General features: G+C 65.4%; 11 protein-coding genes and 2 pseudogenes. 11 read left to right on the top strand and 2 right to left on the bottom strand.

Translation table 11 applies throughout. From position 1 onward, the window contains the following. Positions 1-4: 4 nt before the first annotated feature. The 7 genes and pseudogenes from E1264_RS02485 to E1264_RS45050 form a co-directional block, all read left to right on the top strand. A complete protein-coding gene (locus tag E1264_RS02485; protein ID WP_132169112.1) occupies positions 5-265 on the top strand; it encodes an acyl carrier protein in 261 nt (86 codons plus the stop codon). Next, entirely contained in the window at positions 265-1521 is a 1257-nt protein-coding gene (locus E1264_RS02480) for a beta-ketoacyl-[acyl-carrier-protein] synthase family protein (RefSeq protein WP_207935674.1), read from the top strand. The genes E1264_RS02485 and E1264_RS02480 overlap by 1 nt, the downstream gene beginning before the upstream one ends. Further along, positions 1518-2303: an SDR family oxidoreductase gene (locus tag E1264_RS02475; RefSeq protein WP_132169108.1), complete on the top strand. Its 786-nt coding sequence runs from the start codon at positions 1518-1520 to the stop codon at positions 2301-2303. The genes E1264_RS02480 and E1264_RS02475 overlap by 4 nt, the downstream gene beginning before the upstream one ends. A gap of 97 nt (positions 2304-2400) precedes the next feature. Further along, positions 2401-3474, top strand: a complete 1074-nt coding sequence (locus E1264_RS02470) for an alcohol dehydrogenase catalytic domain-containing protein (RefSeq protein WP_207935673.1) — start codon at positions 2401-2403, stop codon at positions 3472-3474. A 25-nt stretch (positions 3475-3499) separates the two neighbouring features. Beyond that, complete coding sequence (locus E1264_RS02465) at positions 3500-4543, top strand: 3-oxoacyl-[acyl-carrier-protein] synthase III C-terminal domain-containing protein (protein ID WP_132169106.1); 1044 nt, start codon at positions 3500-3502, stop codon at positions 4541-4543. A 407-nt stretch (positions 4544-4950) separates the two neighbouring features. After that, positions 4951-5697 (top strand): alpha/beta hydrolase, encoded by a 747-nt coding sequence (locus tag E1264_RS02460; RefSeq protein WP_243710704.1) that lies wholly within the window; start codon positions 4951-4953, stop codon positions 5695-5697. Between the two features lie 532 nt (positions 5698-6229). Further along, positions 6230-6556, top strand: a pseudogene (locus E1264_RS45050) (transposase family protein); the annotation flags it as partial. 138 nt (positions 6557-6694) lie between these two features. Here the strand turns inward: E1264_RS45050 and E1264_RS02450 are convergent. Continuing rightward, the gene (locus E1264_RS02450; protein ID WP_132169100.1) at positions 6695-7921 is read right to left on the bottom strand and encodes an IS30 family transposase; all 1227 of its coding nucleotides are present in this window, start codon (positions 7919-7921) and stop codon (positions 6695-6697) included. An 84-nt stretch (positions 7922-8005) separates the two neighbouring features. On the opposite strand from E1264_RS02450, the pseudogene E1264_RS02445 reads away from it, so the two are divergent. From E1264_RS02445 to E1264_RS02430, 4 genes and pseudogenes are all read left to right on the top strand, one after another. Continuing rightward, a pseudogene (locus E1264_RS02445) lies at positions 8006-8404 on the top strand (transposase family protein); the annotation flags it as partial. Between the two features lie 572 nt (positions 8405-8976). Further along, positions 8977-9870 carry a phosphoadenosine phosphosulfate reductase family protein gene (locus E1264_RS02440; RefSeq protein WP_132169096.1) on the top strand — a complete coding sequence of 298 codons (894 nt, stop codon included), beginning with the start codon at positions 8977-8979 and terminating at the stop codon, positions 9868-9870. Between the two features lie 14 nt (positions 9871-9884). Beyond that, the gene (locus E1264_RS02435; RefSeq protein ID WP_132169094.1) at positions 9885-10361 is read left to right on the top strand and encodes a hypothetical protein; all 477 of its coding nucleotides are present in this window, start codon (positions 9885-9887) and stop codon (positions 10359-10361) included. 1143 nt (positions 10362-11504) lie between these two features. Further along, positions 11505-12002, top strand: coding sequence for a hypothetical protein (locus E1264_RS02430; RefSeq protein ID WP_132169092.1), 498 nt, complete (start codon positions 11505-11507; stop codon positions 12000-12002). Positions 12003-12092: 90 nt separating this feature from the next. Here the strand turns inward: E1264_RS02430 and E1264_RS02425 are convergent, their stop codons facing one another. Next, positions 12093-13880: a BTAD domain-containing putative transcriptional regulator gene (locus E1264_RS02425; RefSeq protein ID WP_132169090.1), complete on the bottom strand. Its 1788-nt coding sequence runs from the start codon at positions 13878-13880 to the stop codon at positions 12093-12095. Between the last annotated feature and the right edge of the window lie 110 nt (positions 13881-13990).

The raw sequence follows: 13990 nt of genomic DNA, 5'->3' as shown, positions 1-13990 counted from the left end.
TCCCATGACCGCAGAAAACATCAGCAATACAGAGCTTGACACCACTATCCGCCGGGCACTCGCAGAAGTGCTCTCCATCCACGTCGAGCAGGTCACCCCTTCGGTGAACCTCGTGGAGGACCTGGGCCTGGACTCGTTGGATTCCGCAGAGGTCGCTGTTATTCTGCGTGAACGGGGCATACCGCTCACCAAGTCCGCGATCCTCCAGGTCGCCACACCGGCCGAATTGATCACGCTGGCCACCGACGCAATGGCATCGTCGTGATGGCGCGTGACCATGTCGGCCGCTGGCGGGTGGCCATCACGGGCATGGGGGTGAAAAGCCCGGCGGGGTGCGATCTGAAGTCCTTCACCGAGGCGGTCCGCTCGGCGCGACCAACCGCTGCCCTCGTCACCGGGTTCGACACCACAGGTCTACCCTCCCGGATCGGCTGCCAGATCCAGGACTTCGACCCCAACACGTACGCCTCTGCGAAGATGAGGCGCCGGATGAGCCGCTTCGCCCAGATGGGCCTGGCTGCCGCGCTGGACGCATATGTGGACGCCGGAAGTCCATCGATCGATCCGCTCCGGGCGGGCATTTCCTCCGGATCCTGTTTCGGCGGAACCCAGGTCTGTCACGAGACGTCACTCGTGATTTCACAGCGCGGGCCACAGTTCGTGTCTCCCTTCACAGCATCGATGCACATGGCCAACTCCCCTGCCGCCTATATCGGCCCGGAACTGGGCTGGCACGGCCCATCGGTCACCACCACCACCGCCTGCGCGACCGGCACCGATGCGATCAATGCGGGTACCCGCATGATCCGCGAAGGTGAGGCCGACGCTGTGCTGGCCGGTGCGGTTGATACCGACGGTGTAGGAATTCTGATGTTGGCGGCGTTTGGGCAAACCGGTGCTCTGTCCAGTCGAAATGACGATCCGGGACAGGCATCCCGGCCATTCGACGCCGACCGGGACGGCTATGTCATGGGGGAAGGTGCCGCGTATCTGATGCTCGAGCGATACGAGTTGGCTGCAGCGCGCGGAGCACGGATCTACGGGGAGATCGCAGGCTGTGGTCGCACGAGCGACAGCCACCACATCACCGCGCCTCACCCAGAGGGTCGTTGGGTCGTGGAATGCATGCGTGCGGCGATTCGCGATGCGGACCTGACACCCGCGGCCATCACACAGGTCAATTGCCACGCCACGGCGACCCCGGTCGGCGATGCGGCCGAGGCTCGCGCTCTGCTAACGGTGTTCAACGGCGCGCCGCCCCCGGTTACCGCGTCCAAAGGCGTGTTCGGCCACGCGGTCGGGGCGGCGGGAGCCGTCGAGGCGATCGTCGCGGTGCTGTCCGCCCGCGACGGGCTGGTGCCGCCCACTGGCGGGTTCGACCGGTTGTCCGACGACTGCGCGGGCCTCGACGTCGTCGCCGGTGCTCCGCGCCGGGTGGACTCGGGACCGGTGGTGTCCAACTCCTTCGGAGTCGGCGGCCAGAATGCGAGCGTCGTCATCGTGCCACCGGAGATGCCATGACTGTCAGCTACGACTTCTCTGGACAAACTGCCTTGGTAACGGGCGCAGGCCACGGCATGGGCGCGCTGATCGCCGCCCGGCTGGCGAGCGGGCGTGCACATGTCATCCTCAACTACTGCCGCGATTCCGAGCGAGCCGAGGCCACGCTGCAGCAGATCATCGCCGACGGCGGGTCAGCGGAGCTGGTGCGCGCCAATGTAGCCGACCACGAAGCGGTCGTGGCGATGTTCGACAGAGTACGAGAGCGACACGAGCGCTTGCATATTCTGGTCAACAACGCGGCGTCTGGGGCAATGGCCCCCTTCACGTCCCTTACCGAAAAGCACCTGATGCGGGCGGTGACGACCAACTATCTGGGGCCGTTGTGGTGCGCGTCCGAAGCTGTCCGATCCATGCCGCCCGGTGCTGCCATCGTCAACATCTCGGCGACCGGCGCCAACTTCGTCCTGCCAGGCTATGCCGGGGTCGGCCCCAGCAAAGCGGCCCTAGAGGCATTGACCCGCTATTTGGCGGCCGAGTTCGGCCCGAAGGGCATCCGGGTCAACGCCGCGTCCGCGGGGCCACTGGACAGTGAGGCGGCTGAACGCTTCCCCGACGCCGCCAGACTGCGGTCCGCGCTTGAGTCGGTGACACCGCTGCGCCGGCTGGGAACCCCGGCTGAACTCGCGAACGTGGCGATCTTCCTCGCCTCTTCGGAAGCGAGCTGGATCAGCGGCCAGACCGTGATCGCCGACGGAGGTTTCCTCGCCGCGCCGCTCGGACCCGAGGCATCGCCGCGTTAACCACACAGGCACGGATCGACGGAAGTTTCGTCCTTGCCGAACTTCAAAACGGCGCATGCCGCGCAGTGCGACATGTCCACCTGAGAGGAGCAAAACGATGGCCACTGGGGCGCGCATGAAGGCGCTGGCGTTCCTCGGAACGAATAGGGTGGGACTGATCGAAAAACCCATTCCGGAACCAGGCCCCGACGACGTCGTAGTGCGAACCACCATGTCGAGCATTTGCACCAGCGATATCCACACCATCTCTGGAGCGGTCGCCATCCCACTCGACCAAGTGCTCGGCCACGAGAGCGTGGGGATAGTTCACCGCTTGGGGGAAAAGGTGAAGGGCTTCCGTGAGGGTGACCGCGTGGCCGTTGGCGGCGTCACTCCATGTGGCCGTTGCGACTATTGCCAGTCGGGGCATCCGACCCAGTGCGGCGGGATGCTCGGCGGCTACAAATGGACGGTGCAGCGCGATGGGAACCTGGCGGAGTACTTCCGCGTACCCGACGCGGCCTACAACCTGGTCGCAGTCCCAGAGGCGGTCTCCGACGAGCAGGCGCTGTACGCCCTGGATGTCATGAGCACCGGAATCGTGGCAGCGCAGAATGCCCAGATCCCCGTCGGTGGGACTGTCGCGATCTTCGCGCAGGGGCCGGTCGGTCTGTGCACCACGATCGGCGTCCGGCTGCTGGGGGCAGGGCTGGTCATCACCACGGCCACGCGGCCTGACCGGGCTCGTTTGTCCAGTCGGCTGGGGGCGGACGTGGTGATAAACCCGCGGGCGGAGGACGCCGTGGAGCAGATCCGCGCAGTCGTGGGCCAACCCGGGGTGGACTCCGCGATCGAGGCCCTAGGCTCGCATCAGACCTTCGAAGAGTGCATCAGGGCGACCAAGCCCGGAGGCACCATCGTTAACGTCGGTTACCACGGGTGGGCGAGTCAGGCGCCGCTGCCGGTGCCCATCGTCTCTTTCGGTATGGGCCTCAGCGACAAGACTATCCGCGCGGTCCTCGCATCCGGAGGCCGGGAGCACCTGCAACGGATGTTCCGTCTCCTGGAGACCGGTCGCGTCGATCCGACGCCGCTCACCACCCATCGGATGCGTTTCGATGAGGTGGAGCGCGCCTTCCGGCTCATGTGCACCAAGGAAGAGAACATCATCAAGCCGTTGATCACCTACTGAAGCCTCTTGGCTTTACGGAGGACCGATGAACCAGGCGCAACGGCAGCAGGCGGGAATCCTCGGCTGCGGCCACAGCCTGCCCCAGCACGTCCGGCGCAATGACGATCCGGTGTTCGCGGGGATGGACCGCAGCCGAAACCCACAGGGCATCTACCAATCCCACCTTTTCCGAGGCCTCGACCGGCGGTACTACCTTAAGCCGGGCGAGTCTCTCACCGAGCTGATGGCCGAGTCCTGCCGCCGCGCGTTGGCCGCCGCGGACCTCGAACCCGCTGCGGTCGACCGGCTCTACGGGTACGCCACGGCACCGCGGTATCTCACGCCGAACCCGCTCTACGAGCTCCATCATCTGCTCGGGCTGCGTCCGGACGCGGCGGTCATGCCCATCAACACAGAGTTCACCAACTTCATTTCCGGGCTCATTCAGGCCTCGGAAGCGATCAACTCCGGAACCGCACAGCACTGCCTAGTCGCCGTGGGAAACAACTGGTCCCAGCATCTCGACTACACCCAGGGCCATGCCACCAGTGTCGGCGACGCGGCCGGCAGCGTGATCGTGGGTCCCTCACCCACCTTCGCGATCATCGATCATGCATCTCGGACGCTGAGCTCCAACTACCACGCCCTCACTCTGGGCGTCCGCCCTATCGAGCTGACCGGCAGATCCTACCTGCCGGTGGACCCGGCCACCCTCCTGCCGCTCGCCACCATCGACATCAACCAGTCGGGCGTGGAGGCCCTGGGCAGCGTGATCAAGGACGGGTTGCCCGAGTTGGTGCGCACGCTCCTCGATCGAAATGGGATACGACCGGACGAGACCATGCTGATCACCCATCAAGGCATCCGGCCTCTGCTGGATCACTGGAGGGAGCGTATTCAGCCCAAAGAGCATCTCGAGACGCTGGCCCTGTTCGGCAACCTAATCACCGCGACCTACCCGGTGAACTTGTCGCACTTCTTCGACCAGATATCCACGGAGTATCTGGTGATGGCCGGCATCGGAGCCGGCATGCACATCACAGGAGTCGTGCTCCGCCGGACCACCGGTGACTCCGCCGCACTGCCGTGAGCCGCGAGCCGTTGGCGGCGGATTGTCGACCTGATGGGCCTTCACAGCGTCGCGGCCGTCGCAGCGGCGCGCTACCACGAGTTCAAGGAGCGGCTGGGCACGGCGTCACCGCTGCCGAGCACATGGCCAAGTGCGGCCAGCTAGACCAAAACCGGGTGCGGCCTCACTCATACGAATGAGCCCGCGAGCCGGGGCCCGTGAGCACCGAAAGCGCCGCCAGCGGTGTCTGCACCAGAAACGGAGGATTTGCAATGGCCGGACCGGAAGTTCGTCGTGGCCGGGAGCCTCGGGGGGTGGGACGCTCGGCGGCCCACTCAGGGGAGCGAGAGCCGGCGCATTTCGTTGAGCTTCCTGCGGGAAGATTTCGTTATCGGGCCTGGGGAGACGGGCGTGGCGGGCGGCCGGTGATGCTGCTCCACGGGAACGCCGGTTCCGGGGCGACCTGGGCGCGGGTGGGCCAGGTACTGGCGACCGAGGCCCGGGTCATCGCGCCTGATCTACGTGGGCATGGTGCGAGTGTGCGACCTGAACCAGGTGGATACGCGCTTCGCGCCGTCGCCGACGACGTGGAGGAACTCCTGAGGGCGCTGGGGCTGCACGAGCCGTTGCTTGTCGGCCACTCCTGGGGGGCGGCCGTGGCGCTGGTCCTGGCCAGCGGTGCCGAGGCGATCCTGCCCACGCCGTCCGTCTCTGGGCTAGTGCTGGTCGATCCCCCTGCGGGGATGATGGGTCACGAGATCGAACTGCGCCGGCTTCAGCGGTCCTTAACGTTGCCGCGCGAGGTCCTACGGAGGAGTCTTCACTCGCAGCATCCGGGCTGGGACCCGCGGGACGTCGAAAGCATGATCGAAGGGTTTGCGCAGGCGGATCCGCTGGTCGTGCGTAGCCTGGTGGAAGACGGTTCCACTCCGCAGCGACTACTACCGCTCCTGGCCGAGATCACTGTGCCCGTGCTGCTGTTGCGTGCTGACCCCAGGCACGGTGGCATGCTGCGCGAGCCGGAGTGGACGGCCGAGCGGACGGTCGTGCCGCCGAACTGCCGAGTGGAGGAGTTTCCGGGTGCGGCTCACATGCTTCATTTCTCCCATTTTGATGCCTTCGTGGGCCTCCTGCAGGATTTCGCCGCCGAACTCGCGGAGAAGCCGACCCCATGAAGTGCCGAGCCCAAGGGTAGGCTCCTCGTAAATTCCAATCAGAACGCAATCGGTTTTATAAAACTCCTGGCCGTCCATCCTATATATCACAGGACCGATTTTCGTGCATCGAGTTGGTTGGTCGGCCCGAACCCGGCCACGCGTTACGCTGCCAAGACTCTTACGCACGTACTGGCGCTATCGAGAACTTTCCTAACAAGCAGCGCACAAAGGCGCCGACCATCTACTGCCCTTGGCTGTGCAACGTAGGGGTGGCACCTGACCGGACGGGTTGTGAGATTCCTCTTTCGTCGGAGTCGTTGCCGGTGCGGGATCTTGGGGCGATGCGACGCCGCCGGTTTTTCGGAGCAGTACCGAAGCCTCCGCCCCCGCCCGACATCGCTGACCTTACTCGCCACATCAGCGCTGGTCCTGGGCGGTGTCCAGCCGCTCGGCGTCGGCCGTGGTGACGGCGGCGCCGAGTCGGGTGTAGGACGATTCTGGTGGCTCTTGGACGGTGTCACAAAGATCTGTCGCCCGTGTCCGCAGATACGTGGCCGGCCTCGTCCGCGACCACCGCCGTCGGATCGGCTCACGCTGGCGGGCACTGCCGTCCGAGCGCCAAGCCCTGCTGGTCCTGGTGCACCTGCGCCGCAACGAGACCTTCCCCGCCCTGGCCGCCGCGTTCGGCGTCGGCCTGGCGACCGCCCACCGCTACGTCACCGAAGTGATCGAGCTGCTCGCCGCGCTGGCACCCGACCTGCGAGCTGCGATGCGCATCGCCGCACGCAAGGCGTTTGTCATCCTGGACGGCACGCTGGTGCCGATCGACCGGCTCGCAGGCGCCGATGATCGGCGGGTCTACTCCGGCAAACACCGGCTGGCTGCGACGTTCGTAACTGGCCCCGGCAGGACGTCTTGGGTTCTAGAGGTGATCGCAACACCTGACCCTGAGGGGTGTTGCAGTGACCCAGGCGCGTCGCGGACGGCGGATTCCAGAATTTGTCGCAACACGCGGTCATTCGACTGTTGCGACGAGCTTAGCGAAGAGCGTGGTGGGGGTTTGCCAGCCGAGGATCTTGCGTGGGCGGTTGTTGAGCTCGGCGGCGACGTTGGCGAGGTCCTCGGCGGTGTGGACGGACAGGTCGGTGCCCTTGGGAAAGTATTGGCGCAGTAGTCCGTTCGTGTTCTCGTTCGAGCCGCGTTGCCAGGGGCTGGCCGGTTCGCAGAAGTAGACCGGGATGCCGCTGGCGCGGGTGAACTCGTCATGGCGGCACATCTCGCTGCCCTGATCCCAGGTCACCGAGCGGGCGAGTTCGGCGGGCAGGTCGGCGAAGGCGTGCAGGAGCGCGTCGCGGACGTGTTCGGCGGTGCGTCCGTCGGGCAGGTGGAGCAGCTTGACGTAGCGGGTGGTGCGGTCGACCAGGGTGCCGATCGCGGATCGGTTGCCTCGGCCAACGACCAGGTCACCCTCCCAGTGCCCGGCCACCAGGCGGTCGTCGACGTCGGCGGGGCGCTGGCCGATCAGCATGCCGGGGTCGATGAAGCGGGTGGCGCGCTGGTCGACGCGCCGGCGTCGGCGCCGGGCTTGGCGGCCGGTGCGCAACGTGTCGGCCCGGCGCTCTAGGCCGCCCCGGTGCGGGAGGTAGATCGCCTGGTAGATGGTCTCGTGCGCCAGGTGCCGGTCCGGCTCGTCGGGAAAGGCAGTGCGCAGCGCCTGGCTGATTTGCTCCGGGCTCCAGCGCTGGTTAAGGCACTGCTGGATGAAGGTCTTCAGCTCCGGGTCGCGCCGGATCTTGCCGTCCTTGGAACGCGCCCGCCGTACCGCTGCGCGCCGATGCGCATGGAACGGGCGGTACTTTCCGGTGCGCGGATCGCGGTTGCGGCGCACCTCCCGGCTGATCGTGGACGGGGCACGGCCGAGCTTCTTGGCGATCGCACGCAGGGAGTTCTTGGCCTGAAGCATTTCGGCGATGACGATCCGCTCATCCTCCGACAGGAACCGCGCCGAGATAGCGCTGTCGTCGGGCTGCTCGGTGATCGGTGCGTAGACGCGCACCCGCCCGGTGCGGTCGACCTCCTTGCGTCCGTACCTCCAGCGGTTGCCGGTCTTGCGGTTGATCCCGACCTCCCGGCACGCGGCCGAGTTGCTCATCCCCTGCGCCATGAGCCGAAGGTATTGATCACGTTTGTCCGCAAGCGGAGCAGGTCCGCGCTTCTTACGTCCGCGACGCGCCTGGGTCACTGCAACACCCCTCAGGGTCAGGTGTTGCGATCACCTCTAGAACCCAAGACGTCCTGCCGGGGCCACTTACGAACGTCGTAGCCACACCGGCGGCACGGCGTGAACGTTCAGTTCCTCACCGACCCGCACGGCCGCCTGATCTGGGCCTCGGCCGCGCTGCCCGGCTCCACCCACGACCTGACCGCCGCCCGCCTCCACGGCATCATCGACGCTCTCACCCGGAAGGCGATCGCCTGCTACGCCGACAAGGGCTACATCGGCGCCGGCGGCGCAATCGGCACGCCCTACCGCCGCCGCCACGGCCGCAAGCTCGGCAAGCGCAAGAAGCTGTTCAACCGCCACCACACCAAGATTCGAGCACTGGGCGAACAGGGCGCCGCCACCCTCAAACGCTGGCACATCCTCCGCCACGCACGCTGCTCACCAGCACGGCTGACCGCCATCGTCCAGGCGATTCTCGCCCTGCACCATCACACCAACTGAGGTTGGAAAGAGCTCATTGATGTGGCCGAGGCAAGCGGATATCGCTACCAGCTTCAGGGCAGTGCCAGTCGGTGGTTCATCGTCCGCGATCTCTTGGAACCCAAGCCGAACACCCCAAGACTTCGCACGAAGTTTTTCCCGAACCAGCAGATCGCGCAAGAGGTATTCACTCACTTGACCACGGTCTAAAACCTCCAAGGCTCGGCGCTCCGACGACGTCTTCGTCGCTTGGCCCGCGTCGTGCGGGTCATCTGAGATCGACGCCGTCAACGGTTGGCACCATGCCAATACTTTCAAACCCTCTCGCCGCGCAGCCCCATACACAGCAGTAACTGGCGGTCACCGCGTGACGCTCCCCGCCTCTGTTCCACGCCAGAAACGGCTGCTGGCCTCTGCCAGCCAGGACGAGTTCGCCCTGTGACGGGGCAGGGCCGCCGCTCTGCGCAATGACCGGCCCACACCGCCGCAGGCCGAGTCGAGCGGTACTTCTCACGGCTATCAGCGCCCATGATTCAGCGGCGTCCTTCCCGGATTACGGGCGTGCGAATTTTCTCGCAAGACCAGGTGCGGACATGACCGAGCCAAACAACGTCGCACGCATATCTGCCGATTACAGCGCACCACCGGATTTGAATGCCTACGACATACTTCTTTGCAACATATCTGGCGGAAAAGACTCTCAAGCAATGCTCGACGTTGTCGTAGAAGCCGCAAAGGATGCTGGCATCGGCGATCGTGTCGTCACCGTATTTTGTGATCTTGGCGATGATGATGAATGGCCGGGAACCAAACAGCTAGCGGCCGAACACGCAGCACACTACTGCGTACGCCATGAGATCGTATTCCGTCAGGTGTCAGACGGTGCAGGAGCGATACGTCAGCAAGGGCTGACTGAGCATATCGAGTCTCGACAACAGCAAAAATGGCCAGATAAAGCTCGTAGATTTTGCACAAGTGACATGAAGCGGGCCCCTGTGCACAAACTCATGACCCGGCTCGTGGCCGAAAAGCGAGCCCAGGGCGTCGTCGGCCGCAGAGTGCGGATTCTAAATATTATGGGCATGCGGGCTGAGGAGAGTATCGATCGGGCAGCCATGGCCCCCTATAGAAACGATGCCCGCGCTTCCAACAAAACCAAGCGTGAGGTCGATGAATGGCTACCGTTGCTTGATTGGAAAGTGGAGCAGGTCTGGGCACGACTCGCCAAAGCACGTACCCGCATTCATCCAATCTATGCCGTGCTGCCCCGGCTCTCCTGCCGGTTCTGTGTTCTGGCGGGTCGTCGGCATCTGGTGACCGCAGCCCGGCTCGACCCGGCTGGCGCCCGCCGCCGTGCGGGGCTGGAAGCAGCGATGGGACACCAGTTCAGGCCCGATGTGTCCATGGCACAGATTCTCGCCGAAGCTGAGGCGATCAACCGGGTCGATGGGCCGCTAGCCGTTGATGGGCTGGAGATCCCGAAATGAATCGAAATCGGAGAATGGTGATGAAGCCCTTTACTCTCAACGAGGAGGCAGCGCGGGAGTGGCTGAGCGAGCTTGTCGTCGCACACGAGCTGGCTGATCTGGATGACCCAGGTGAGAACCGAGGGGCAAGAATAGGACCGCAAGTCCATCTTGCTTGGCAGCCCCGCGAGCCGGGCCAGGAGGATGCTGTCTCCTGCTTGATCGAGCAAGCCCATGATCAGAAGGATGTGCTATCCAATTCCGAACACGCCACGACTGCTATTGAGTTCATCGACGACGGCAATGATTGGTGCTACCGATTCCTACTGCACGTCAGCGCCCCTGTGGCGGTGACTCTCGCTGGCCCAGCGATGGAGGTGGGTCAACTCGGCGAGGATGCAGTGTGCGGAGTTGATGCAGCGCTTGGGATCCTCCGTGAAGCCCAGCAGTCTGCAAACTCGCTCCTCAGACAGCTCAACGCATTCGTCACAGCGATGACCCCCGACACTTAATGCGTCCACGATGGACACGCGCGAGGAAGCCAGGAGCGTCCACCGCCAAAGCGAGTTCTCACCATGTGACCGGATGCAAGAGGGCCGACCCCCGCACGCGAGGGTCGACCCCTTTGATCAAATCCCATACTAGATAGCAGATCACAGCAGGAGACCGATCGCTCCCTCATGATACGCCTTCGGACACAGAGCCGGTAAGGCTGATCCGGCCACTGCCACACGCGATCATTGGTGGTTCGGGACCGTGCCGCTTGGACCCCGTTGACGGCCAGGGCCCACGCGCGTCCTTGACCTTGTGGGCCCGCAGCCATGCCTTAACGACCAGCACATCCTCCCAGTGGCGGATACCCGGGCAGTCGTCGACATCGGCGGGCCGCTGGCTGATCAGCGCGCAGGGGTCGATGAAGCGGGTGGCGCGTTGGCCGACGCGCCGGTCTTGGGCCTCGGGCCTGGACCCTGGGTGGCCGCTGCGCAACGTGTCGCCCTGCGCTCCTGACCACCGCGGTGTGGGAGGTAAATCGCCTGGTAGATGACCTCGTGCGCCGGGGCTCCGGCCTGGCTCTTTGGGAATGTGCCGCGCAGCGCCTGGCCGATCTACTAGGGGCTCCGCGAAAGGTTCCTCGCGACGACCGAGGCACCTGCCGCCTGGACGCCCGCGCCACCGACCGGCCCTGACTCCGACCTGCAGCGCGGCCTTGCATCGCCCGACGGCTCGGCCAGCTCCCCTTCCAGCACTGCACCCTCTAGCACCGAAGTGTTGACCCGGTCCGGAGCCGACTGGTCGTGAGCCGGAGCGGCATCGAGCAGGCAGGCCTCCGCATCCTAGCCGTGCAATGCCGACCAGCGGGGAACATACCGCGCCCATCGGCCGCCCGGCACACCTGATGCCCCACCACCTTGAACGCCCAAGAGCGCAGATCCCTGATCTCCCGATCAGGCTCCCACGCCTGGCGCACGGCCACCCACACGATCTGGTGAACACCAGGGCGCAATAGAGCTTGAGCCAGATTCGTTACTCACTAGCGAGGCCAGAAGGGATGGGTGAGCCGAATGCCGGTAGGCCATCTTGGTTCCCTCATTTCCGCGGCCAGCCCCGACGGGGAACCTTGCTCCGGCATGGATGGGGTGGAAGGGTGGTGCCAGATGAACGACGACCTTGCGGCAGTACTCTTCGACGTCGTAGAACGCCAGGAGCAGCACATCCGGGCTGACGAGTACCTGGCGATCGCCGCACTCGACGGGGAACGCAGGTTGATCCTCAGTGACTACGACTACCTGCGAGACCGCGCCTCCGCAGTCGCGTTCGAGCAACGAGCAGCCACCCACGCCCGCCGCGTTGTGGCAGTCCGATGGGTCATGGCCGTCCCGCAGGTCTGGGTGATCAACGAACGGGACGTGGCCGCCCGGTCCCCCTCCCCCCACCCGTTGCGCGCTGGTGAAGAGGAGGGCATCACCTGGATGGGCTTTGATCAAGAAGACGGTATCGACTACGGCCTCGTGCCCTACACACGCCGCCCCAGCGGCGAACCCGTTTTCGCCGAGCCCAAGGTGTTCAACGTCCCGCTCATCCCCGGTGACCTCATGCCGGGGCACACACTTTTGCGCACCCTTCTAGATGACGAATCCTCGGCTGAAGCCTGAGGCCCAGCGGGCCGCACTCTAACTTTTCATTCGCAATTGCCGACAGCAACCGATCGATGGCAACTCCAGGTCCGCGCGGCCCGATCACTTTCAGTGCTGGCCAGTTTGTGACCGGCCACGAGGGTGGAGAAGGCGCCAGAGGAGTTGTTGCGTTTCCTCGCTCGGGTCGACTGCTAGGTCCTCCAGGGAGGTCTCCAAGAGGCGGTAGGTGCGCCGTACCGCATCTGGCCGGCCGAGCTTGGCCTGCAGGGTCATGATGTGCTGGTAGGTCTCTTCGGCGTAGCGGTCGAGCGATCGTGCGCGTTCGAGGATGGTGAGAGCGCGCTCGGGTTCGTGACGCTCGTAGAGGATGGCCAGGTGGATCAAGGCTTCGACGGCTTGGCGCCGTAGCGTCTCCCGTTCGGGTTCGATCCATTCGTATGCCTGCTCATAGGATGCCTCAGCGGCTAGGTGCCCCTGGTAGATGTCGACGGCCTCCTGCAGCAGCACCGCTTGGTCTTGGTCGCGATCGGCCTGTGACGCCTCATGCAGGGCGGTGTGGAAACGCCACAGGTCGACGCTGATGAGCTCGGGATCGATGCCGTAGCGATCCGCGGTCCGGACGATGAAGTTCTCATCGATTCGTCCGGTAGCGCGTTTGAGGGTTTGGCGGGTCTCGTGCAGCAGGGCGTGAAAGCGCATCACGGCGTGTTTGTGGTCGACGTCCGGCCATAGCGCCGCCACGATCGCGTCGCGACTGGCGCCTTCGGCGTGGACGGCCAGGTAGGTCAGCAGCTCCCGGCCCTTGCCACGAATACCGGTCTCCAGGATTTGGCTGTCGACTCTTACGGTCGGATGTCCAAGGACCTGCAAATGGACGGGGCGGTGCCCGCTGGCCTGTGCTGCTTGGGGCGCCGGTGGCGCCGACCGCGCCACGGACACCGGGGAGCGCGCGGCCGTCGTCGTCTGCGCCGCGGGCTGGGATTCTGGTTCGGGTTCTGGGGCGCCGTGGGCGCTGCGGATCAGTTCGAGGACCTGGTCGGCATCCTGTTGCTCGACGTGGAACAGGCGTAGCCCGTCCCAGATGTCGCTGCCAGCACCGGTTGAGGAGGTGACCTGCGCCGCGTTGTCGAGATTCACAGTGGGGCCGGCGGGGTGCTCGCCGAGTGTGATGATGGCTATGTCGTAGTCGGAGGCAGCCACCGTTACGGTTTCCAAGCGGCGCTGCTGCTCCGGGGCGGAGGTAGCGAGCAACACCAGGTGGGGCAGGGGCTCGGTCGGGTCGGCCTGGCGGACCGCCGCCAGGTCCTGGTTGTCGGGTGCGGTGTCGAGCAGACGGGCACGATGGATGCGCTCGGACTCCAGCAGCCGCAGTGCCGCGCTCAGGTCAGCGGTGACGTGCAGGGCCCGGGCGTACTGGGTGAGCTCGTCGACCTGGTCGGGGTTGAGTGCGAGCACCTGGGTAGCGTCGCTGCGGGGGATGATGATCTCCACATCGTGGTCGCCCGCGTGCATCAGGAGCGTCAGCAGCAGTGCTCGGGCGGTCGCGATCCCGCCGGGCCCTTTCAGTCCGACGACGAGTCCGCCGATCGGAACCGTGATCTCTTGGTCGTCACGTACTCCCAGGACGATCCGACCGCTGGATGGCAGCGGAAACAGGTGGAGCCGGGTGGGCTCATCGGGCGGCTGTTGAGGATCGGGCCTTGAGGCCTCGCGGCCGAGGTCGACGCGCCGTAGTCGTCGTATGGTCGGCGACGGTGGCGGTTCGCTCCGGGCCAGATCAGGGCCGGTGGCGGGTGTGCGATGCCGACGGCGCCGGTGCAGCCGGGTGATCACGAGCGCGGAGCCGACACCGGCGGCGAACGAGAGTCCGACGACGGCACCGGACGGGAGATCCACCGTGAATGGGTGATCTGTGGAGGCGGGCGGGCTCGTGGGAGGCGAGTCTTGCGATGGGGCCGATGCGGACGGAGTTCCAGATGATGTCGCCGTTTCCGAAGGGGTTGGAG

The organism is Actinomadura sp. KC216 (assembly GCF_004348535.1).
Taxonomy (GTDB): Bacteria; Actinomycetota; Actinomycetes; order Streptosporangiales; family Streptosporangiaceae; genus Spirillospora.
The sequence above is the reverse complement of the archived record's forward strand: the minus strand, read 5'-3'. Positions and strand labels throughout refer to the sequence as shown.